This window comes from Enterobacter genomosp. O, from assembly GCF_001022965.1.
Taxonomy (GTDB): Bacteria; Pseudomonadota; Gammaproteobacteria; order Enterobacterales; family Enterobacteriaceae; genus Enterobacter; species Enterobacter cloacae_L.
Window position 1 is genome coordinate 457622 of the sequence record NZ_LECZ01000023.1, and the last position, 20897, is coordinate 478518.

A 20897-nucleotide genomic window follows, 5' to 3' on the forward strand; every position below is an offset into this window, starting at 1 on the left:
ATGGGAGAGGGTTGGGGTGAGGGCATTAAGCCGCACATCTTACAGCTTCGCAAACACTTTACGCGCCGCGTCGATGGTGTTATTGATATCTTCTTCGCTGTGCGCCACGGACATGAAGCCCGCTTCGAACGCTGACGGCGCCAGGTAAACGCCTTCTTCCAGCATCAGGTGGAAGAAGCGCTTGAAGCGTTCAACGTCGCACTTCACCACGTCCTGATAGCAGGTCACGGTTTTCGCATCGGTGAAGAAAATCCCGAACATCCCGCCCACGTGGTTAACGACCAGCGGAATACCGGCTTCCTCTGCCGCTTCAAGCAGTCCGTTTGACAGCTGCGTCGTCAGGTCGGTCAGGGTTTCATGAATGCCCGGCTGAGCCACTTCGGTCAGGCAGGCGAAGCCCGCCGCCATCGCGATTGGGTTACCGGATAGCGTGCCCGCCTGGTAAACCGGTCCGGTTGGCGCCAGGGCTTCCATCACGTCCTTACGGCCACCGAATGCCCCGACCGGCATGCCGCCACCGATGATTTTGCCGAGGCAGGTCAGGTCCGGCTCAACGCCATAATAAGACTGGGCACCCGCCAATGCCACGCGGAAACCGGTCATCACTTCGTCGATGATCAGCAGGGCGCCGAATTCGTCGCACAGGGCACGCAGGCCCGGCAGGAAATCAGGCTGCGGTGGAATGCAGTTCATGTTACCCGCAACAGGCTCAACGATGATGCAGGCAATCTCCTGCGGATACTGCTCGAACGCCGCGCGAACGGTAGCCAGATCGTTGTAGGTACAGGTCAGGGTGTGCTTGGCGAAATCTGTCGGTACGCCAGGGGAGTTTGGCTGGCCGAGCGTCAGCGCGCCGGAGCCCGCTTTCACCAGCAGGCAGTCCGCGTGACCGTGGTAGCAGCCTTCAAACTTGACGATTTTGTCGCGGCCGGTGAAGCCACGCGCCAGGCGGATAGCGCTCATGGTGGCTTCGGTACCGGAGTTCACCATACGCACCATGTCCATGGTCGGCACCAGTTCGGTAACCAGCTCCGCCATTTTCACTTCCATTTCCGTCGGCGCGCCGAAGCTCAGGCCGCGCTGGGCGGCTTCAATCACCGCGTTACGGATGGCCGGGTGGTTGTGGCCCAGCACCATCGGGCCCCAGGAGCCGACATAATCGATATAGGCTTTGCCATCGACATCATACAGATACGCGCCGTCAGCACGTTCGATAAACAGCGGCGTGCCGCCCACGCCGGTAAAGGCGCGCACAGGTGAGTTCACGCCACCCGGAATAAGCTCGCGGGCTGCACTGTAGAGGTTTTCAGACTTGCTCATGGCGTCGTTCCTGGTTCGTATAAAATGATTAAGCACACTATTCTAAGTGATTCGCGGAAGGTTATGAAATTTTTGCCCCATTAATGCATAAACAATTGTTAAGGATTTTTCACGGGACGGGGCCACAGTCTCTGGTAAAATCCTCACGGCTTTTTGTATGACGATTAAGAGCAGGACATGAAATCAGATTCTCCGTCTTTTGAAGAACAACAGTTTACGCGCGCCCAGCGTCGAATCAGTATTCGGCGGCTGCTCAATCGCGATAAAACGCCGCTGGCGATCCTGCTGGCCGCTGCCGTGGTGGGTATTCTCGCCGGTCTGGTTGGCGTGGCGTTTGAAAGAGCGGTTAATGCCGTACTCAACTGGCGAGTGGGAACCGTAGCCGGTTTCGCCGACAGCAGATGGCTGGTCTGGACAGGGGCATTCGGGCTGTCTGCGCTGCTTGCCATGGTGGGTTATTTTCTGGTGCGTAAATTCGCTCCGGAGGCGGGCGGATCGGGCATTCCGGAAATTGAGGGCGCGCTGGAGGAGCTGCGTCCGGTGCGCTGGTGGCGAGTGATGCCGGTTAAATTTATCGGCGGCATGGGAACCCTCGGTGCGGGGATGGTGCTGGGGCGAGAGGGGCCAACCGTGCAACTGGGCGGGAACGTCGGGCGCATGGTGGGCGATCTGTTTCGGATGCGCAGCGCCGAAGCGCGCCATACGCTGCTGGCCACCGGTGCGGCGGCAGGGCTGTCGGCGGCGTTTAACGCGCCGCTGGCGGGAATTTTGTTTATCATCGAAGAGATGCGCGCGCAGTTTCGGTACAACCTGATCTCCATAAAAGCGGTGTTTACCGGCGTGATTATGTCGAGCATCGTCTTTCGCATCTTTAATGGCGAAGGCGCGGTCATTGAGGTGGGAAAGCTGACCAACGCGCCGGTCAATACCCTGTGGCTTTACCTGATCCTCGGCATGATATTTGGCGTGGTGGGGCCGCTCTTTAACTCTTTTATCTTACGTGCTCAGGATATGTTCCAGCGTCTTCACGGCGGGAATACGACCAAATGGGTGCTGATTGGTGGCCTGCTGGGCGGGGTGTGCGGCGTACTCGGATTTATCGAACCGAATGCCGCAGGCGGCGGGTTCGGCCTGATTCCCATTGCGGCGGCGGGGAATTTCAGCGTGGGGCTGCTGCTGTTTATGTTTATTTCGCGGGTCATCACGACGGTGCTGTGCTTCTCCTCCGGTGCGCCTGGGGGAATATTCGCCCCCATGCTGGCGCTGGGAACGCTGTTGGGCACCGCGTTTGGTATGGCGGCGCAGGCGGGTTTCCCCGCTTATCACCTTGAGGCCGGGACCTTTGCGGTCGCCGGAATGGGGGCGCTGCTGGCCGCGTCCCTGCGCGCGCCGTTGACCGGTATCGTGCTGGTGCTGGAGATGACGGATAATTACCAGCTCATTTTGCCAATGATCATTACCTGTCTCGGCGCGACACTATTAGCCCAATTCCTGGGTGGAAAGCCGCTATACTCCACCATCCTTGCACGTACTCTGGCAAAACAAGAGGCTGAACGGGCCGCAGCGCAGAATACTTGAATGAATTACCAGGGTATTAGATAATGACACAAAGAATTGGGTGAATTTTACCCAATCGCAGTAGCAGTATTCATGGGAGCATATGATGAGTGATGATGTAGCGTTGCCGCTGGAATTTACCGAAGCAGCAGCCAACAAAGTGAAAACCCTGATTGCAGACGAAGACAATCCGGATCTGAAACTGCGCGTCTATATTACCGGCGGCGGCTGCAGCGGCTTCCAGTATGGTTTTACCTTTGACGATCAGGTTAACGATGGTGATATGACTATCGAGAAACAGGGCGTCGCCCTGGTGGTTGACCCGATGAGCCTGCAATATCTGGTGGGCGGCTCGGTGGATTACACCGAAGGTCTGGAAGGATCGCGCTTTGTGGTGACCAACCCGAACGCAACAAGCACCTGCGGGTGTGGTTCTTCGTTCAGCATCTAAGAGGGTTCGGGCTGATGCCCTCACCCCGGCCCTCTCCCACAGGGAGAGGGAGAAAAGACTAAAAACGGTAACCTGGCGGTTACCGTTTTGCGTTTACCTTCCGTTATCGTCCAGCGCAAACGTCGGCAGCTTCAGGTGCCAGCGTATCGCCGCTAAACGAATCACCAGCGTCACGAGCATCCCCAGCATCGCTGCATTTTCCAGCGGGAACGCGAAGGTGTAGTACGCGGTCGCGTGAACAATCCCGCCAACAATACAGGCCGTTGCGTAAATTTCAGTGCGCAGGATCATCGGCACTTCACGCGCCAGAATGTCGCGTATTATCCCACCGCCCACGCCGGTTAATACGCCCATGCAGATCGCCACCATCGGACCGGTACCCGCATTAAACGCCTTGTTTACGCCAATACCGACGAACACGGCCAGACCCACGGCGTCCAGCACCGGCAATATCCATTTGGGTAATCTGCGCGGCTGGCGAACCAGCACAATGGTTAACAGGCAGGTGACCATCGCGACCACCAGATCGGTCGGGTCTTTCACCCAAAACACCGGGCCATTGGCCAGCGCCATATCGCGGATAGTCCCGCCGCCAACGGCGGTTACCACGCCAAGCACCAGCACGCCAAACGGATCCATGCGTAGTTTTCCGGCGAGCAGGACGCCGGAGATAGCAAAAACGGCTGTGCCAAGAATATCCAGCCAATAAACGAGCATCGTTAAATCCTCGAAAAGGGTCTTATGTTAGTGGCTCTCTGCCAGCGCGGCACAGAGCTGTTTTGCGGCGAGGATAATACGCGGGCTGGCGCGTTCAAACCAGTCACCGTTGAGCGGGATCACCGGAATTTTTAGCTGCCTTTGCCAGAATTGTTCAATTTTAGGAATCTCGCTCGCATTTCCGACCACGACGATAGCCTGTGGCTGGCGCGCCAGAACCTGTTCACGGCTAACCTGAGGCCACGGCACACGGCTGGCAGCAAAGATATTTTCGCCGCCGCACACTTCCAGCACCTGGTTCTGAATGGATCCTTTTCCGGTGGTGAACAGCGGCTGGCTGCCAAACTGCAGGAAGATGCGCTTTTTAACCGGCGTATCATAGCGGGATTTCAGCGCGGCATAGTCGCTGAGCATCTGTTTCGCTGCGGCCTCGGCTTTTTTGGGGGAAGGGCTATAGGGTGCCAGGGCGCGGAGCGCCTGAGCGACTTGTTCAATGCTCACTGCATCAACCCACATGACTTTGATGCCAAGCGTGGCGAGCTGGTTAACCTGCCGCTCGGCGTTGCCGCCGCGCCAGGCCAGCACGAGATCCGGTTTAAGCGCCACGATGCGCTCAAGGTTCATCCCTTGCCAGGTTGCTACCTGTTCAATGCCCGCTGCCTGCGGTGGGTAATCGGAAAAGCTGCTTACGCCAACGGGCGTGATCCCTGCGGCAAAGGCCAGCTCCGTGTTAGCGGGGGAGAGCGTAATCACACGCGGGACAGCATAGAGCCACAGCGGTGCGAAAAGAAGCAGGGCGGCCAGCGCCCTGACGCTATGTTTAGCCACGTGCCAGATTCTGCACCAGGCGTTCCACCATCACGGTGGACTGTTTTGCCGCAACGGTCAGGAACTCGTCGAAGCTGATGTGGGACTGCTGGTCTGCCACGTCAGAGATGGCGCGAACCACCACGAACGGAACGTTGAAGTTATGGCAAACGTGAGCGATCGCGGTCGCTTCCATCTCAACGGCCACCGCCTGAGGGAAGTTATGGCGGATTTTCGCCAGCCCTACGGAGCCATTGATGAAGGCATCACCGCTGACAATCAGGCCGCGCACCGCATTGAGATTGAGTTCAGCAATGCAGGTTTCTGCCGCCGCAATCAGTTTGTCGTCAGCCTTAAACCCTGCCGGACAGCCCGGGAGCTGACCGTACTCGTAACCGAACGCGGTCACGTCAGCATCGTGGTAACGCGCTTCGTCGGAGACAACGATATCACCCACTTTCAGCGTCGGCGCCAGACCGCCCGCAGAGCCGGTATTCACGATCACGTCCGGCTTGCAGCGCTCAAGCAGCAGGGTTGCACCCAGCGCAGCAGCCACTTTACCGATGCCTGATTTCAGCAGAGCCACGTCAACACCGTTCAGCTGGCCGGTGTAGATCTCACAGCCTCCGAGAGAGAGGGTCTGACGGTTCTCAATTTTGTCACGCAGCAGCGTAACTTCTTCTTCCATTGCACCAATAATGCCGATTTTCATAGATTTACTCGCGATGTGCCTTGTTAAGATGCATAGTCTATCATGCGGTTAAGGGGAAACGCATTCTCAGGCGGGGGAGCACATGTCACCAATCGATTTTCGCACCAAAATTAACTGGCACCGGCGTTTCCGTTCGCCGCAGGGCGACAAGAGCGAACATGAGATCCTGCGTATCTTCGAAAGCGATCGCGGGCGGATTATTAACTCGCCGGCCATCCGTCGTTTGCAGCAAAAAACGCAGGTGTTTCCGCTCGAGCGTAACGCCGCGGTGCGCACGCGCTTAACCCACTCCATGGAAGTGCAGCAGGTCGGGCGCTATATTGCCAAAGAGATTTTGAGCCGTCTCAAAGAACAGCGCTTACTGGAAACTTATGGCCTAGACGAACTGACGGGGCCCTTCGAGAGCATCGTTGAGATGGCTTGCCTGATGCATGACATCGGCAACCCGCCTTTCGGCCACTTTGGTGAGGCGGCAATTAATGACTGGTTTAAACAGCGGCTTCATCCTTCGGATGCGGCCAGCCAGCCCCTCAGCGATGACCGCTGTACCGTACGCGATTTACGCCTGCGTGAAGGGGAAGAGGGGCTGAACGATCTGCGTCGTAAAGTGCGCCAGGATCTGTGTCACTTTGAGGGTAACGCGCAGGGGATCCGGCTAGTCCATTCTCTGATGCGTATGAACCTGACCTGGGCACAGGTCGGCTGTATCCTGAAATATACCCGCCCCGCGTGGTGGATGGGGGATACGCCCGAGTCGCACAGTTATCTCATGAAAAAACCGGGCTATTACCTTTCTGAAGAAGCCTATATTGAACGGCTGCGTAAAGAACTTTCATTGACGCCAAACGGCCGCTTTCCCTTAACCTGGATTATGGAAGCCGCCGACGATATTTCCTATTGTGTGGCCGATCTGGAAGACGCCGTTGAGAAAAGAATCTTCAGCGTCGAGGAGCTTTATCAGCATCTTTATGCCGCCTGGGGCACCCATGAAAAAGGCTCGCTGTTTGCGCAGGTTGTCGAAAATGCCTGGGAAAAATCGCGCTCAAATACATTAAGCCGCAGTACGGAAGACCAGTTCTTTATGTATTTGCGGGTCAATACATTAAATAAACTGGTGCCGTATGCGGCATCGCGCTTTATTGATAATTTGCCGCTGATTTTCAGCGGAGAATTCAATCACGCGCTGCTGGAAGATGACAGCAGCTTCAGCCAGCTCCTTGAGCTTTATAAACATGTGGCGATGCGGCACGTGTTCAGTCATCCGGATGTCGAACAGTTAGAGCTGCAGGGCTACCGGGTAATCAGTGGGTTACTGGAAATTTACTCCCCGTTGCTCCAGCTGTCGGTCGACGAATTCAGCGAGCTGGTGGAACACGAGCGCGTGCGCCGAATACCGATTGAGTCCCGGCTTTATCAGAAACTCTCTACCCGTCATCGACTGGCGTATGTTGAAGCAATTGGCAAGCTGGATCGTCATTCTCTCCAGTGGCCGGTGCTGGAATATTATTATCGCTGTCGCCTTATCCAGGACTATATCAGCGGCATGACGGATTTATACGCCTGGGATGAATATCGCAAGCTGATGGCCGTGGAATAATCACGGAGTTTTGTAAAGACGGCCAATAAATTTTTACCTTTTCCATAAACTTATCGCCGGAACTAAGCGGTATAAAATGAATCTGAGTTACACAGCAATTTTGCGTTATCTGTAAATCGAGATTGAGAAACATGAAAAAAACCACATTAGCAATGAGTGCACTGGCTCTGAGTTTAGGTTTAGCGCTGTCTCCTCTGACTGCTACTGCAGCCGAGACCGCGTCGTCGGCAGCAACCGCGCAGCAGATGCCAAGCCTGGCACCGATGCTCGAAAAGGTGATGCCATCGGTGGTGAGTATTAACGTTGAGGGTAGCACGACCGTCAATACGCCGCGCATGCCGCGTAACTTCCAGCAGTTCTTTGGCGACAACTCGCCGTTCTGCCAGGACGGTTCGCCATTCCAGAGCTCTCCGTTCTGCCAGGGCGGTGGCGCAGGGGATGACAGCCAGGGCGGCGCCCAGCAGCAGAAATTCATGGCGCTTGGCTCGGGGGTGATCATTGATGCAGCGAAAGGCTACGTCGTCACCAACAACCACGTGGTTGATAACGCTAACAGCATTAAGGTGCAGCTGAGCGATGGCCGCAAGTTTGACGCCAAAGTAGTCGGCAAAGACCCGCGCTCCGACATCGCGCTGATCCAGATTCAGGATCCGAAGAACCTGACCGCGATTAAAATTGCCGACTCCGACGCGCTGCGCGTGGGTGACTATACCGTGGCAATCGGTAACCCGTTCGGTCTGGGTGAAACTGTGACCTCGGGTATCGTTTCTGCGCTGGGCCGTAGCGGCCTCAATGCCGAGAACTATGAAAACTTCATCCAGACGGATGCAGCGATCAACCGCGGTAACTCCGGCGGTGCGCTGGTGAACCTGAACGGTGAGCTGATCGGTATCAACACCGCTATCCTGGCACCGGACGGCGGCAACATCGGTATCGGCTTTGCTATTCCAAGTAACATGGTGAAAAACCTGACCGCGCAGATGGTGCAGTATGGCCAGGTAAAACGCGGTGAGCTGGGTATCCTGGGTACGGAACTGAACTCCGAACTGGCGAAGGCAATGAAAGTTGACGCTCAGCGCGGGGCATTCGTCAGCCAGGTGATGCCGAACTCCTCTGCGGCGAAAGCGGGGATTAAAGCGGGTGATGTCATCACCTCCCTGAACGGTAAACCGATCAGCAGCTTTGCCGCCCTGCGCGCCGAAGTGGGTTCTATGCCGATTGGCAGTAAAATCACCCTCGGCCTGCTGCGCGACGGTAAGCCGGTTAACGTGAGCCTGGAGCTGCAGCAGAGCAGCCAGAATCAGGTGGATTCCAGCACCATCTTCAGCGGTATTGAAGGGGCGGAGATGAGCAACAAAGGGGCAGATAAAGGCGTGGTGGTGAATAACGTGAAGGCGAATTCACCGGCAGCCCGTATCGGCCTGAAAAAAGGGGATGTGATCATGGGGGCTAACCAGCAGCCGGTGAAAAACATCGCTGAACTGCGCAAAATTCTCGACAGCAAGCCTTCCGTGCTGGCGCTGAATATCCAGCGTGGTGACTCCTCTATCTACCTGCTGATGCAGTAAATCCTGTAAGCCCCCTGCTGTAACAGGCAGGGGCTTTTCTCGTTTCTGTGACCCTTTCCACAAGTCCATATTTCTCCCTCTCTCTTTGTGCGTTTGCACAATGCAGCCGCAGCTGAACTTCCCTATGCTTGAGCTCTGCTCACAGGAGGGTTGCATGGCTGGCTGGCATCTTGATACCAAAATGGCGCAGGATATCGTGGCGCGCACCATGCGCATCATCGATACCAATATCAACGTAATGGATGCCCGCGGGCGCATTATTGGCAGCGGCGATCGCGAGCGTATTGGTGAATTGCACGAAGGCGCGCTGCTGGTGCTTTCCCAGGGGCGGGTCGTTGATATCGACAACGCGGTAGCGAAACATCTTCACGGCGTCCGGCAGGGGATCAATTTACCGCTGCGTCTGGAAGGGGAGATAGTAGGCGTTATTGGCCTGACCGGCGAGCCGGAGTCCCTGCGAAAATACGGCGAGCTGGTCTGTATGACGGCAGAAATGATGCTGGAGCAGTCTCGCCTGATGCACCTGCTCGCTCAGGATAGCCGCCTGCGCGAAGAGCTGGTGATGAACCTTATTCAGGCGGAAGAGCATACCCCTGCACTCAGCGAATGGGCGCAGCGTCTGGGGATCGATCTAAACCAGCCGCGCGTCGTGGCGGTGATTGAGGTGGATAGCGGCCAGCTTGGAGTCGACAGTGCGATGGCCGAGTTGCAGCAACTGCAAAACGCGCTGGCGACGCCGGAGCGCGACAATCTGGTGGCGATAGTCTCTCTGACGGAAATGGTGGTGCTCAAACCGGCGCTCAATCAGTTTGGTCGCTGGGATGCAGAAGATCACCGTCGTCGCGTGGAGCTGCTGATCTCCCGGATGAAGGAGAATGGTCAACTGCGCTTTCGCGTTGCATTGGGCAACTACTTTACCGGGCCGGGCAGTATCGCCCGCTCCTGGCGTACCGCGCGCACCACCATGATGGTGGGCAAGCAGCGCATGCCGGAGAGCCGCAGCTATTTCTATCAGGATCTGATGCTGCCGGTGCTGCTCGACAGCCTGCGCGGCGGCTGGCAGGCCAATGAGTTGGCGCGGCCATTAGCGCGCCTGAAAGCCATGGACAACAACGGCCTGCTGCGCCGAACGCTACAGGCGTGGTTCCGCCATAACGTGCAGCCGCTGGCGACGTCGAAAGCGCTGTTTATTCACCGCAATACGCTGGAATATCGGCTCAACCGCATTTCGGAGCTGACGGGGCTGGATCTGGGGAATTTTGACGACAGGCTGCTGTTGTATGTGGCGCTGCAGCTGGATGAACAGCGATGATGTTGTCTGCCGGGTGGCGGCTTCGCCTTACCCGGCCTACATGATGGTTTTCTCCCTCTCCCTGTGGGAGAGGGCCGGGGTGAGGGCATCAGGCCGCACCCAACTTATTTGTTGCGAGTTAACTTCTCAAGATCCGCTTCAATCTCGCTGATCTTGTTGGTCACAACGCTTTCAAGGTGACGCAGATCGTCAAGGATCTTACGCTTGAGATCGACTTCGGTGCGGTCGCGCTGGCAGATCTGATCGAGTTCATCAATCACATAGCGCAGGTTAGGGCTGATTTCCTGTACTTCTTTGTATCCCTGTCCTACGCCGTCAGCAACAACGGTCTTACGCTGGCGTGGATATTTAAACTTCACGCTTTTGGCGAAAAACTCTCCTTTGTCTTTGTGAAAATAGATTTTCAGAATATCGTTATTGGCTTCCTGACGGAGGCTGTAACGATCAATTTCATCAGGATTGGTAATGCCCAGACTTTTCAGATTATCGTACATAGCGGTACCCTTGATCTCAACATAACCTTTGAATAATTAACGAAAAAATCTATTTTCGCCACCCTCAGATATAAAAAAAGCGGGGTTGCCCCCGCTTTTTGTTATACCCGATTAATCGATGGTGCGCAGCAATTCGTTGATGCCAACTTTACCGCGCGTTTTCGCATCCACTTTCTTCACGATAACCGCACAGTACAGGCTGTATTTGCCATCTTTTGACGGCAGGTTGCCGGAAACCACCACGGAGCCAGCCGGCACGCGACCGTAATGCACTTCACCGGTTTCACGATCGTAAATACGGGTGCTCTGACCGATATAAACGCCCATGGAGATCACGGAGCCTTCTTCAACGATCACGCCTTCGACTACTTCAGAACGCGCGCCGATGAAGCAGTTGTCCTCGATGATGGTCGGGTTAGCCTGCAGTGGCTCCAGAACACCGCCGATGCCCACGCCGCCGGACAGGTGAACGTTTTTACCAATCTGCGCACAAGAACCCACAGTCGCCCAGGTATCGACCATCGTACCTTCGTCAACGTAGGCACCGATGTTCACGTAGGATGGCATCAGCACGGTGTTGCGGGCAATGAATGCACCCTGACGCACTGCCGCAGGCGGTACCACGCGGAAGCCTTCTTTCTGGAAACGCGCTTCATCGTAGTCAGCGAATTTCATTGGCACTTTATCGAAGTAGCGGCTTTCTGCTCCGTCGATAACCTGGTTATCGTTGATACGGAAAGAGAGCAGCACCGCTTTCTTCAGCCATTGATGAGTGACCCACTGACCGTCGATTTTTTCTGCCACGCGCAATGCGCCAGAATCCAGCAGGGAAATCACCTGGTTTACCGCTTCACGGGTCACGGTATCCACATTTGCCGGGGTAATCTCGGCGCGACGCTCAAAGGCGGACTCAATAACGTTCTGTAACTGCTGCATGGTTTACTCTTTCCATTTCACTAAAAAACACGTCACCCTTTATCGTTTGGATTGAGGGCTGCTGTCAACCGTTGTTGTACTTCAAGTTGAAGGTCATTATTAAGGGCACGCCGGTCCGCTGTGGCGATTATAAATAAATCTTCTACTCGCTCGCCAATGGTTGTAATTCTTGCCCCATGAAGCGAAATTCCCAGATCGGCAAACACCTGGCCGACGCGGGCGAGTAGCCCTGGCTGGTCCAGTGCGATCAGCTCCAGGAACGATTTACGGTCGGTGTGGGTCGGCAGGAAATTAACCTCGGTATCGACGGTAAAGTGGCGCAGTTTCGCCGGCTGGCGACGCGGCTGCGGCGGCTGCCAGCTGCGCTGGGTGATCGCCTGCTCAAGCCCGAAGCGTATTCCTTCATGTCTGTCCGACGACAGCGGGCTGCCGTCCGGCTCAAGCACAATAAAGGTATCCATCGCCATGCCGTCGCGGGTGGTGAAAATCTGCGCGTCGTGAACGCTCAGATTACGCCTGTCCAGCTCGGCGCACACCGCAGCAAACAGATAAGGCCGGTCCGGGCTCCAGATGAAAATCTCCGTCCCGCCGCGCGTGGCCTGTGGGCTCAGCAGGATCATCGGCTGCGACAGATCGTGCTTGAGCAGATGCCGCGCGTGCCAGGCAAGCTGGTTTGGGCTGTGGCGGACAAAATAGTTGGCACGGCAGCGGGCCCAAATCTGATGCAGCGCTTCTTCATTGATGTTATCCATCCGCAGCAGCGCGAGCGCCTGTAGCTGGTGATGGCGCACGCGCTCGCGCATGTCCGGCGCGTTTTGCATGCCGCGGCGCAGCTGTTTTTCAGTTGCAAAGTACAGCTCGCGTAGCAGGCTTTGTTTCCAGCTGTTCCACAGCGTTTCGTTGGTGGCGCAGATATCGGCCACCGTCAGGCAGACCAGATAGCGCAGACGGTTTTCCGTCTGAACCTCCTCCGCAAACTGCTTGATCACTTCAGGATCCTGAATGTCACGACGCTGTGCGGTGACCGACATCAGCAGGTGATGACGCACCAGCCAGGCCACAAGCTGCGTTTCACGCGAGTTCAGGCCGTGCAGTTCGGCAAATTTAAGCACGTCCTGCGCGCCCAGCACCGAGTGGTCACCGCCGCGACCTTTCGCGATATCGTGGAACAGGGCGGCAATCAGGATCAATTCCGGATGGGTAAGGCGCGGCCATAATTCCACGCACAGCGGGTGGCGGGATCGCGTCTCTTCTTTGGCAAAGCTTTCCAGCTTGAGCATGACGCGGATCGTGTGTTCATCCACCGTGTATGCGTGGAACAGATCAAACTGCATCTGCCCGACAATGTGCGACCACTGCGGCATATAGGCCCACAGCACGCTGTGGCGGTGCATCGGCAGCAGGCCACGACTGACGGCGCCCGGGTGGCGGAGCATGCTCAGGAACAGCGAACGCGCTTCCGGGATATAGCACAGCGGCTGCGTCAGATGGCGGCGCGCATGGCGCAGATGTCGCAGGGTGGTGGAGTAGATCCCGGTGATGGCGCTGTTGCGCACCATGGTATAGAACATCCGCAGAATCGCTTCCGGCTCGCGGATAAACAGCGTTTCGTCGCGCAGATCGATAAGCGTGCCGCGTAGCTGGAATTCGTCATCAATCGGGCGCGGCTTTTCGTCCGCCGTCAGGGCCAGGATGGCCTCGTCGAAGAGCTGCAACAGCATCTGGTTCAGCTCCGTGACCCGGCGGGTGACGCGGAAGAAATCCTTCATCATGTGCTCAACCGGCTCGTTCCCCTCGCCGCTGTAGTTGAGGCGCTGGGCAACGCTGAGCTGACGGTCAAACAGCAGACGGTTATCGTAGCGCGTCACTTCCAGGTGGAGGGCAAAGCGAATGCGCCAGAGCAGGTGCAGACACTCGTTGAGCTCGTTACGCTCGGCCTCGGTTAAGAAGCCAAAGCCGACCATCTCGTCCATGGAGGTGGCTCCAAAATGGCGACGGGCGACCCACTGTAACGTGTGGATGTCGCGCAGGCCGCCGGGGCTGCTTTTAATATCGGGTTCAAGGTTATAGCTGGTGCCGTGGTAGCGCTGGTGGCGCTGATTTTGCTCCTCGACCTTCGCGGCAAAGAACTTTTCTGACGGCCAGAATCCGTCGCTGAAGATGTGTTTTTGCAGCTCCAGGAACAGCGCGACGTCACCAATCAGCAGGCGGGTTTCAATCAGGTTGGTGGCGACGGTCAGGTCGGATAGTCCTTCCAGCAGACACTCTTCCAGGGTGCGTACGCTGTGGCCAACTTCCAGCTTCACGTCCCAGAGCAGCGTCAGCAGCTCGCCAATTTTTTGCGCCTGTTCGTCCGGCAGCTTTTTGCGGCTTAAGATCAGGAGATCGATATCGGAAAGCGGATGAAGCTCTCCGCGGCCATAGCCCCCGACGGCAACCAGCGCCACATCACCGATCTGCCCGAAGCCGTAATCGATCCATAGACGCTGCAGGAGCTGGTCGATAAATTCGGTACGCGCTTCAATCAGCTGCTCTGCGGAAATACCGGCATCAAATGCGCTTCCAAGCCAGCGGTGAAAGACGTCCATGTGCGCCTTGATGCCGGCACAGGTTAGCTCGTGTTGCGGCCAGACGCCCGGGTTATCGGGCTGGTCGGGGAGGGTGGGAAGTGCTGTGTTAGCATACTGTTCGGGTAAAAGATTACTCATCGTGCGCCACCCATAAGAAAAAACGATAGCCATTAAAAAAGCCGGCATTTGCCGGCTTTTTTATCATTCGTCGTGCGTCAGTATCGCCGGGATGGTGTCATCCTTGCGCAACGTCATAATTTCGCAGCCGTTGTCTGTTACCACAATAGTATGCTCGTACTGCGCAGACAAGCTTCTGTCTTTGGTTTTCACCGTCCAGCCATCTTTCATGGTACGGATACGGTAATCACCCGCGTTAACCATCGGCTCGATGGTAAAGGTCATGCCTTTTTGCAGTACCACGCCGCCGTCATCTGCATCATAGTGCAGGACCTGCGGTTCTTCGTGGAAGACGCGACCAATGCCGTGACCGCAGTATTCGCGAACCACGGAGAAACCTTCCGCTTCCACGAATTTTTGAATGGCGGCACCAATGGTACGCAGACGAATGCCCGGTTTAACCATCTTCAGCGCCAGGTAGAGGCTCTCTTGCGTCACTTTGCACAGACGCTCGCCCAGAATGGTTGGCTTGCCAACGATGAACATTTTTGAGGTGTCACCGTGGTACTCATCTTTAATGACGGTGACGTCGATGTTGACGATGTCGCCATCTTTCAGAAGTTTTTCGTTGTCCGGGATACCGTGGCAAACCACTTCATTAATAGAAATGCAGACGGATTTCGGGAAACCGTGATAGCCGAGGCAGGCGGAAACCGCGTGCTGCTCGTTAACGATGTAATCATTACAGATGCGATCCAGTTCACCGGTGCTGACGCCCGGCTTCACGAACGGCTCGATCATTTCCAGCACTTCCGCGGCCAGACGACCGGCGACGCGCATCTTTTCAATTTCTTCAGGTGTCTTAATAGAGATAGCCATGTAATCTGTCCATCGGTGTCGATTTTTTCGACAATACTAGTCTAAGTGTTGTCAATGGTATCAGTCAGGCACACCCCGTGCCAAATTGAGAATCATTAACAGCACACTACGCCAACAACAGTTGGTTTATGGTGGCGTTTTGTGGTATAAAGCGCGCCGGACTTCCGATCCATTTCAGATACACAGGCTGGACGGAAGCGACAAATCTCACTTTGTGTAACAACACACACGTATCGGCACATATTCCGGGGTGCCCTTTGGGGTCGGTAATATGGGATACGTGGAGGCATAACCCCAACTTTTAATATAGAGGTTTTAAACATGGCAACTGTTTCCATGCGCGACATGCTCAAGGCTGGTGTTCACTTTGGTCACCAGACCCGTTACTGGAACCCGAAAATGAAGCCTTTCATCTTCGGCGCACGTAACAAAGTTCACATCATCAACCTTGAGAAAACTGTACCAATGTTCAACGAAGCCCTGGCTGAGCTGAACAAGATCTCTTCCCGTAAAGGTAAGATTCTGTTCGTTGGTACTAAGCGCGCTGCAAGCGAAGCTGTGAAAGATGCTGCTAACAGCTGCGACCAGTTCTTCGTGAACCATCGCTGGTTGGGCGGCATGCTGACTAACTGGAAAACTGTTCGTCAGTCCATCAAACGCCTGAAAGATCTGGAAACCCAGTCTCAGGACGGTACTTTCGACAAGCTGACTAAGAAAGAAGCGCTGATGCGCACTCGTGAACTGGACAAGCTGGAAAACAGCCTGGGCGGTATCAAAGATATGGGCGGCCTGCCAGACGCGCTGTTCGTAATCGATGCGGACCACGAGCACATCGCAATCAAAGAAGCTAACAACCTGGGTATCCCGGTATTCGCTATCGTTGATACCAACTCCGATCCGGACGGTGTTGACTTCGTTATCCCGGGTAACGACGACGCAATCCGTGCTGTTAGCCTGTACCTGAGCGCTGTAGCTGCTACCGTTCGTGAAGGCCGTTCCCAGGATCTGGCTTCTCAGGCGGAAGAAAGCTTCGTAGAAGCTGAATAATAAGGTTTTACCCCTTATTAGTACCGTGTATGAATAGGGGCCCATTACCGGCCCCTTTTTTCAATTTACACTGTTTGGCCCCTGGCCGGGCAGTTCACATCTCCCGAGGATTTAAGAATGGCTGAAATTACCGCATCCCTGGTAAAAGAGCTGCGCGAGCGTACTGGCGCAGGCATGATGGATTGCAAAAAAGCGCTGACTGAAGCGAACGGCGACATCGAGCTGGCAATCGAAAACATGCGTAAATCCGGTGCGATCAAAGCAGCTAAAAAAGCAGGCAACGTTGCTGCTGACGGCGTGATCATCACTAAGATCGACGGCAACTACGGTATCATTCTGGAAGTTAACTGCCAGACTGACTTCGTTGCTAAAGATGGTGGTTTCCAGGCATTTGCTAACAAAGTTCTGGACGCAGCTGTTGCTGGCAAAATCACTGACGTTGAAGTTCTGAAAGCACAGTTCGAAGAAGAACGTGTTGCGCTGGTTGCTAAAATCGGTGAGAACATCAACATCCGTCGCGTTTCTTCTCTGGAAGGCGACGTTCTGGGCTCTTACCAGCACGGTGCACGTATCGGTGTTCTGGTTGCGGCTAAAGGCGCTGACGAAGAGCTGGTTAAACAGCTGGCGATGCACATCGCTGCAAGCAAACCAGAATTCGTTAAGCCAGAAGACGTGTCTGCTGAAGTGGTAGAGAAAGAGTACCAGGTTCAGCTGGACATCGCGATGCAGTCTGGCAAGCCAAAAGAAATCGCAGAGAAAATGGTTGAAGGCCGCATGAAGAAATTCACCGGCGAAGTTTCTCTGACTGGCCAGCCTTTCGTTATGGATCCAAGCAAGTCTGTTGCTCAGCTGCTGAAAGAGCACAACGCTGACGTAACTGGCTTCATCCGCTTCGAAGTGGGCGAAGGCATCGAGAAAGTTGAGACTGACTTCGCAGCAGAAGTTGCTGCAATGTCCAAGCAGTCTTAATGATTGAAAAGGAGCCGCCTGAGGGCGGCTTCTTTTTGTCACCCGTCATATGAAATCAGACAGGCTCCAGTATCGCTGTGCTGATTTGCGGCATATCATGTCGCCAGAATTAACCCCCATCTTAATCGTTGACAGTCTCAGGAAAGAAACATGGCTACCAATGCAAAACCCGTGTACAAACGCATTCTGCTTAAGCTGAGTGGCGAAGCGCTGCAGGGATCGGAAGGCTTCGGTATTGACGCAAGCATCCTTGATCGCATGGCACAGGAAATCAAAGAACTGGTCGAACTGGGTATCCAGGTTGGCGTGGTCATTGGCGGTGGCAACCTTTTCCGTGGTGCTGGTCTGGCGAAAGCGGGGATGAACCGCGTTGTGGGTGACCACATGGGTATGCTGGCAACCGTCATGAATGGTCTGGCAATGCGTGATGCACTGCATCGTGCCTATGTGAATGCTCGCCTGATGTCCGCGATTCCACTGAATGGCGTATGCGATAACTACAGCTGGGCAGAAGCCATCAGCCTGCTGCGCAACAACCGCGTGGTGATCCTCTCCGCCGGTACGGGTAACCCGTTCTTTACGACCGATTCCGCTGCCTGCTTGCGCGGTATCGAGATTGAAGCCGATGTGGTACTGAAAGCGACCAAAGTCGATGGCGTGTTTACTGCCGACCCGGCAAAAGATCCTTCTGCGACCATGTACGATCAGCTGTCCTATAATGAAGTGTTGGATAAAGAGCTGAAAGTGATGGATCTTGCCGCCTTCACGCTGGCTCGCGACCATAAACTGCCGATCCGTGTCTTCAACATGAACAAGCCTGGCGCACTGCGTCGCGTGGTCATGGGCGAAAAAGAAGGCACTTTGATCACGGAATAATTTCCGTTGACGATAAATACAGGTAAGATTCCGCTTTATTTTGTAGTGGTATCTTACCCGGGCGCGCCTTTGGCGTTGTCATGAATTAAACGCGACTATACTTAGCACACCTTTAGCGCTGTGCTGGCGGATAGTCTGCCTGAGACAAGTTTTCAAGGATTCGTAACGTGATTAACGACATCAGAAAAGATGCTGAAGTACGCATGGACAAATGCGTAGAAGCGTTCAAAACCCAAATCAGCAAAATCCGTACTGGCCGTGCTTCCCCAAGCCTGCTGGATGGCATCATCGTAGAATACTACGGTACGCCAACCCCTCTGCGCCAGCTGGCGAGCGTAACGGTAGAAGATACCCGTACGCTGAAAATCAACGTGTTCGATCGCTCTATGAGCCCGGCCGTTGAGAAAGCGATCATGGCCTCTGACCTCGGCCTGAACCCAAGCTCTGCGGGTGCGGACATCCGCGTTCCGCTGCCTCCGCTGACCGAAGAGCGCCGTAAAGATCTGATCAAAGTGGTTCGTGGCGAAGCTGAGCAGGGTCGTGTTTCCGTGCGCAACGTTCGTCGCGACGCGAACGATAAAGTAAAAGCGCTGCTGAAAGAAAAAGAGATCAGTGAAGATGACGATCGTCGTTCTCAGGACGACATTCAGAAAATGACCGACGCTGCCATCAAGAAAATTGATGCGGCGCTGGCAGATAAAGAAGCGGAACTGATGCAGTTCTGATTTCTGTCGTACACTGATAAACGCCGTTCAGAGAGACTTCGGGTCTTGCTGGCGGCGTTTTGCTTTTATCTGGTCTAACTTTTTTCGGGCATCTCATGAAGCATTTAACACTCCTCGGCTCAACCGGCTCTATCGGTTGCAGTACTCTCGACGTTGTTCGCCATAATCCTGAACTTTACACCGTGACAGCGCTGGTGGCCGGTAAGAATGTGCAGCGAATGGTCGAGCAGTGCCTGGAGTTTACGCCCCGCTATGCGGTGATGGATGACGAAGAGAGCGCGCGTCTGCTGAAAGCGCAACTGCTTGAAAAGGGCTGTCGAACCGAGGTTCTGAGTGGCCAACAGGCGGCCTGCGAGATGGCGGCGCTGGATGAGGTGGATCAGGTTATGGCAGCCATCGTCGGGGCTGCAGGATTATTGCCGACGCTTGCCGCGATTGATGCCGGTAAGGATGTTCTGCTGGCCAACAAAGAGTCACTGGTCACTTGCGGACGCCTGTTTATGGATGCGGTGAAGCAGCGTGGCGCGCGTCTTTTACCGGTCGACAGCGAACACAACGCGATTTTTCAGAGTTTACCGCAACCTTTTCAACAGAACCTGGGGTACGCTGACCTGGAGCAGAATGGCGTGGTATCTATTCTGCTTACCGGGTCTGGTGGCCCGTTCCGTGAAACGCCACTGTCTGAACTGAGCGCAATGACGCCGGATCAGGCGTGTCGTCATCCGAACTGGTCGATGGGGCGTAAAATCTCCGTTGACTCTGCCACCATGATGAACAAAGGTCTGGAATACATTGAAGCGCGCTGGCTGTTTAATGCGTCAGCGAAACAGATGGAAGTACTGATTCACCCGCAATCGGTGATTCACTCGATGGTGCGCTATCAGGATGGCAGCGTGTTGGCACAGCTGGGCGAGCCAGATATGCGTACGCCTATTGCCCATTCAATGGCGTGGCCGAATCGAGTGAAATCCGGCGTGAAGCCGCTTGATTTCTGCAAGCTATGTTCCCTGACGTTTAGTGAACCAGACTACGACCGCTATCCTTGTCTGAAGCTTGCAATGAATGCCTTTGACCAGGGGCAGGCGGCGACGACGGCACTTAATGCAGCTAATGAAATCACCGTTGAAGCATTTCTGAATCAGCAGATTCGCTTTACCGATATCGCGTCGTTAAATTTATCGGTACTGGAAATGTTGGATTTGCGCGAACCACAGAGTGTGGAAGAGGTGCTGGCGGTGGATACAGCTGCGCGTGATATTGCGCGCCAACAGGTGACTCGTCTCGCAAGCTGGTGATAAAGCAAGCACTAGTCGTCGTGCTATTTGTTAGCGTTGGGCTTCAGTGATATAGTCTGCGCCACCTGATCGCAGGAATTTGACTTTACGTGGTCAGGTAAGCCGTGGTTTGACACGGCTTTTTTATGTATAGGCTTCAGTATTCCTGAGTACCGTTAAATCCTTTTCAGGGACAAAAAACGCGTTATGTTGTCTGCGAATCAACCAATAAGCGAAAACTTGCCAGCTCATGGCTGCCGTCATGTAGCAATCATTATGGATGGCAATGGCCGCTGGGCGAAAAGACAAGGGAAAATACGAGCCTTTGGGCATAAAGCAGGGGCGAAATCTGTTCGCCGCGCCGTTTCTTTTGCCGCCAATAACGGCATTGATGCGTTAACGCTCTATGCTTTTAGCAGTGAAAACTGGAATCGACCTCCGCAGGAAGTGACTGCGTTGATGGAATTGTTTGTGTGGGCGCTAGACAGCGAAGTAAAAAGCCTGCACCGCCACAACGTCCGCCTGCGTATCATTGGCGATACCAGTCGTTTTAACTCACGTTTGCAGGAACGGATTCGTAAAGCAGAAGCGTTGACTGAAAATAATACCGGTCTGACGCTTAATATTGCGGCGAATTACGGTGGACGCTGGGATATTATCCAGGGCGTTCGGCATCTGGCCGAGCAGGTTCAGGAAGGGCTGTTGAGACCCGACCAAATTGATGAAGAGGCGCTGAGTAAGCAAATCTGCATGAATGAACAGGCGCCAGTGGATTTGGTAATTAGGACAGGGGGGGAACATCGCATAAGTAACTTTTTGATATGGCAAATTGCCTATGCCGAACTTTACTTTACGGATGTTCTTTGGCCCGATTTTGATGAACAAGACTTTGAAGGTGCGCTGCATGCTTTTGCCAATCGAGAGCGTCGTTTCGGCGGCACCGAGCCTGGTGGCGACAAAGCCTGATGG

Annotated in this window: 19 protein-coding genes; 11 read left to right on the forward strand and 8 right to left on the reverse strand. The window is 54.9% G+C overall.

Annotation, left to right across the window (positions count from 1 at the left end; genetic code table 11):
• Window positions 1–39: 39 nt before the first annotated feature.
• On the reverse strand, window positions 40–1320 hold the full coding sequence (gene hemL / locus ABR39_RS07445) for a glutamate-1-semialdehyde 2,1-aminomutase (protein ID WP_047346400.1): 1281 nt from the start codon (window positions 1318–1320) through the stop codon (window positions 40–42).
• A gap of 177 nt (window positions 1321–1497) precedes the next feature.
• Here hemL and clcA point away from each other — a divergent pair, with 177 nt between their 5' ends.
• On the forward strand, window positions 1498–2898 hold the full coding sequence (gene clcA, locus ABR39_RS07450) for a H(+)/Cl(-) exchange transporter ClcA (protein ID WP_047346401.1): 1401 nt from the start codon (window positions 1498–1500) through the stop codon (window positions 2896–2898).
• An 85-nt stretch (window positions 2899–2983) separates the two neighbouring features.
• Window positions 2984–3328, forward strand: a complete 345-nt coding sequence (erpA, locus tag ABR39_RS07455) for an iron-sulfur cluster insertion protein ErpA (RefSeq protein ID WP_013095643.1) — start codon at window positions 2984–2986, stop codon at window positions 3326–3328.
• Window positions 3329–3421: 93 nt separating this feature from the next.
• On the opposite strand, the gene ABR39_RS07460 is transcribed toward erpA, so the two are convergent.
• The 3 genes from ABR39_RS07460 to mtnN are packed head-to-tail and all read right to left on the reverse strand — an operon-like array spanning window position 3422 to window position 5564.
• Window positions 3422–4045: a TRIC cation channel family protein gene (locus ABR39_RS07460; protein WP_047346402.1), complete on the reverse strand. Its 624-nt coding sequence runs from the start codon at window positions 4043–4045 to the stop codon at window positions 3422–3424.
• A gap of 27 nt (window positions 4046–4072) precedes the next feature.
• On the reverse strand, window positions 4073–4873 hold the full coding sequence (gene btuF / locus ABR39_RS07465; RefSeq protein ID WP_047346403.1) for a vitamin B12 ABC transporter substrate-binding protein BtuF: 801 nt from the start codon (window positions 4871–4873) through the stop codon (window positions 4073–4075).
• Window positions 4866–5564, reverse strand: coding sequence for a 5'-methylthioadenosine/S-adenosylhomocysteine nucleosidase (gene mtnN / locus ABR39_RS07470; RefSeq protein ID WP_008501920.1), 699 nt, complete (start codon window positions 5562–5564; stop codon window positions 4866–4868). The genes btuF and mtnN overlap by 8 nt, the downstream gene beginning before the upstream one ends.
• An 82-nt stretch (window positions 5565–5646) precedes the next feature.
• On the opposite strand from mtnN, the gene dgt reads away from it, so the two are divergent.
• The 3 genes from dgt (at window position 5647) to cdaR (ending at window position 10041) form a co-directional block, all read left to right on the forward strand.
• Window positions 5647–7161 (forward strand): dGTPase, encoded by a 1515-nt coding sequence (gene dgt / locus ABR39_RS07475; protein ID WP_047346404.1) that lies wholly within the window; start codon window positions 5647–5649, stop codon window positions 7159–7161.
• A gap of 131 nt (window positions 7162–7292) precedes the next feature.
• The gene (degP, locus tag ABR39_RS07480; RefSeq protein WP_047346405.1) at window positions 7293–8729 is read left to right on the forward strand and encodes a serine endoprotease DegP; all 1437 of its coding nucleotides are present in this window, start codon (window positions 7293–7295) and stop codon (window positions 8727–8729) included.
• A gap of 154 nt (window positions 8730–8883) precedes the next feature.
• Window positions 8884–10041: a DNA-binding transcriptional regulator CdaR gene (gene cdaR / locus ABR39_RS07485; RefSeq protein WP_047346406.1), complete on the forward strand. Its 1158-nt coding sequence runs from the start codon at window positions 8884–8886 to the stop codon at window positions 10039–10041.
• Window positions 10042–10145: 104 nt separating this feature from the next.
• Here the strand turns inward: cdaR and ABR39_RS07490 are convergent, their stop codons facing one another.
• The 4 genes from ABR39_RS07490 to map form a co-directional block, all read right to left on the reverse strand.
• Window positions 10146–10535: a DUF3461 family protein gene (locus ABR39_RS07490; protein ID WP_008501916.1), complete on the reverse strand. Its 390-nt coding sequence runs from the start codon at window positions 10533–10535 to the stop codon at window positions 10146–10148.
• 111 nt (window positions 10536–10646) lie between these two features.
• Complete coding sequence (dapD, locus tag ABR39_RS07495; protein ID WP_008501915.1) at window positions 10647–11471, reverse strand: 2,3,4,5-tetrahydropyridine-2,6-dicarboxylate N-succinyltransferase; 825 nt, start codon at window positions 11469–11471, stop codon at window positions 10647–10649.
• A gap of 32 nt (window positions 11472–11503) precedes the next feature.
• Window positions 11504–14179, reverse strand: coding sequence for a bifunctional uridylyltransferase/uridylyl-removing protein GlnD (glnD, locus tag ABR39_RS07500; protein WP_048339033.1), 2676 nt, complete (start codon window positions 14177–14179; stop codon window positions 11504–11506).
• Window positions 14180–14242: 63 nt separating this feature from the next.
• Window positions 14243–15037, reverse strand: coding sequence for a type I methionyl aminopeptidase (gene map / locus ABR39_RS07505; RefSeq protein ID WP_047346408.1), 795 nt, complete (start codon window positions 15035–15037; stop codon window positions 14243–14245).
• Window positions 15038–15358: 321 nt separating this feature from the next.
• On the opposite strand from map, the gene rpsB reads away from it, so the two are divergent.
• The 6 genes from rpsB (at window position 15359) to ispU (ending at window position 20894) form a co-directional block, all read left to right on the forward strand.
• Window positions 15359–16084 (forward strand): 30S ribosomal protein S2, encoded by a 726-nt coding sequence (gene rpsB / locus ABR39_RS07510; protein ID WP_003856207.1) that lies wholly within the window; start codon window positions 15359–15361, stop codon window positions 16082–16084.
• Between the two features lie 117 nt (window positions 16085–16201).
• Window positions 16202–17053 carry a translation elongation factor Ts gene (tsf, locus tag ABR39_RS07515; protein ID WP_014882627.1) on the forward strand — a complete coding sequence of 284 codons (852 nt, stop codon included), beginning with the start codon at window positions 16202–16204 and terminating at the stop codon, window positions 17051–17053.
• Window positions 17054–17203: 150 nt separating this feature from the next.
• A complete protein-coding gene (pyrH, locus tag ABR39_RS07520) occupies window positions 17204–17929 on the forward strand; it encodes a UMP kinase (RefSeq protein WP_047346409.1) in 726 nt (241 codons plus the stop codon).
• A 167-nt stretch (window positions 17930–18096) separates the two neighbouring features.
• Complete coding sequence (gene frr, locus ABR39_RS07525) at window positions 18097–18654, forward strand: ribosome recycling factor (protein WP_047346410.1); 558 nt, start codon at window positions 18097–18099, stop codon at window positions 18652–18654.
• 95 nt (window positions 18655–18749) lie between these two features.
• Entirely contained in the window at window positions 18750–19949 is a 1200-nt protein-coding gene (ispC, locus tag ABR39_RS07530; protein ID WP_047346411.1) for a 1-deoxy-D-xylulose-5-phosphate reductoisomerase, read from the forward strand.
• Between the two features lie 186 nt (window positions 19950–20135).
• On the forward strand, window positions 20136–20894 hold the full coding sequence (ispU, locus tag ABR39_RS07535) for a (2E,6E)-farnesyl-diphosphate-specific ditrans,polycis-undecaprenyl-diphosphate synthase (RefSeq protein ID WP_048339029.1): 759 nt from the start codon (window positions 20136–20138) through the stop codon (window positions 20892–20894).
• Window positions 20895–20897 lie beyond the last annotated feature (3 nt).

What these genes read in the sequence shown, in the direction of transcription:
- mtnN (WP_008501920.1), bottom strand. Translation starts at nt 5,564, where the DNA reads ATGAAAATCGGCATTATTGGTGCAATGGAAGAAGAAGTTACGCTGCTG.
- ABR39_RS07490 (WP_008501916.1), bottom strand. Translation starts at nt 10,535, where the DNA reads ATGTACGATAATCTGAAAAGTCTGGGCATTACCAATCCTGATGAAATT.
- hemL (WP_047346400.1), bottom strand. Translation starts at nt 1,320, where the DNA reads ATGAGCAAGTCTGAAAACCTCTACAGTGCAGCCCGCGAGCTTATTCCG.
- glnD (WP_048339033.1), bottom strand. Translation starts at nt 14,179, where the DNA reads ATGAGTAATCTTTTACCCGAACAGTATGCTAACACAGCACTTCCCACC.
- map (WP_047346408.1), bottom strand. Translation starts at nt 15,037, where the DNA reads ATGGCTATCTCTATTAAGACACCTGAAGAAATTGAAAAGATGCGCGTC.
- ABR39_RS07460 (WP_047346402.1), bottom strand. Translation starts at nt 4,045, where the DNA reads ATGCTCGTTTATTGGCTGGATATTCTTGGCACAGCCGTTTTTGCTATC.
- cdaR (WP_047346406.1), top strand. Translation starts at nt 8,884, where the DNA reads ATGGCTGGCTGGCATCTTGATACCAAAATGGCGCAGGATATCGTGGCG.
- pyrH (WP_047346409.1), top strand. Translation starts at nt 17,204, where the DNA reads ATGGCTACCAATGCAAAACCCGTGTACAAACGCATTCTGCTTAAGCTG.
- dapD (WP_008501915.1), bottom strand. Translation starts at nt 11,471, where the DNA reads ATGCAGCAGTTACAGAACGTTATTGAGTCCGCCTTTGAGCGTCGCGCC.
- dgt (WP_047346404.1), top strand. Translation starts at nt 5,647, where the DNA reads ATGTCACCAATCGATTTTCGCACCAAAATTAACTGGCACCGGCGTTTC.
- rpsB (WP_003856207.1), top strand. Translation starts at nt 15,359, where the DNA reads ATGGCAACTGTTTCCATGCGCGACATGCTCAAGGCTGGTGTTCACTTT.
- erpA (WP_013095643.1), top strand. Translation starts at nt 2,984, where the DNA reads ATGAGTGATGATGTAGCGTTGCCGCTGGAATTTACCGAAGCAGCAGCC.
- tsf (WP_014882627.1), top strand. Translation starts at nt 16,202, where the DNA reads ATGGCTGAAATTACCGCATCCCTGGTAAAAGAGCTGCGCGAGCGTACT.
- clcA (WP_047346401.1), top strand. Translation starts at nt 1,498, where the DNA reads ATGAAATCAGATTCTCCGTCTTTTGAAGAACAACAGTTTACGCGCGCC.
- degP (WP_047346405.1), top strand. Translation starts at nt 7,293, where the DNA reads ATGAAAAAAACCACATTAGCAATGAGTGCACTGGCTCTGAGTTTAGGT.
- ispU (WP_048339029.1), top strand. Translation starts at nt 20,136, where the DNA reads ATGTTGTCTGCGAATCAACCAATAAGCGAAAACTTGCCAGCTCATGGC.
- ispC (WP_047346411.1), top strand. Translation starts at nt 18,750, where the DNA reads ATGAAGCATTTAACACTCCTCGGCTCAACCGGCTCTATCGGTTGCAGT.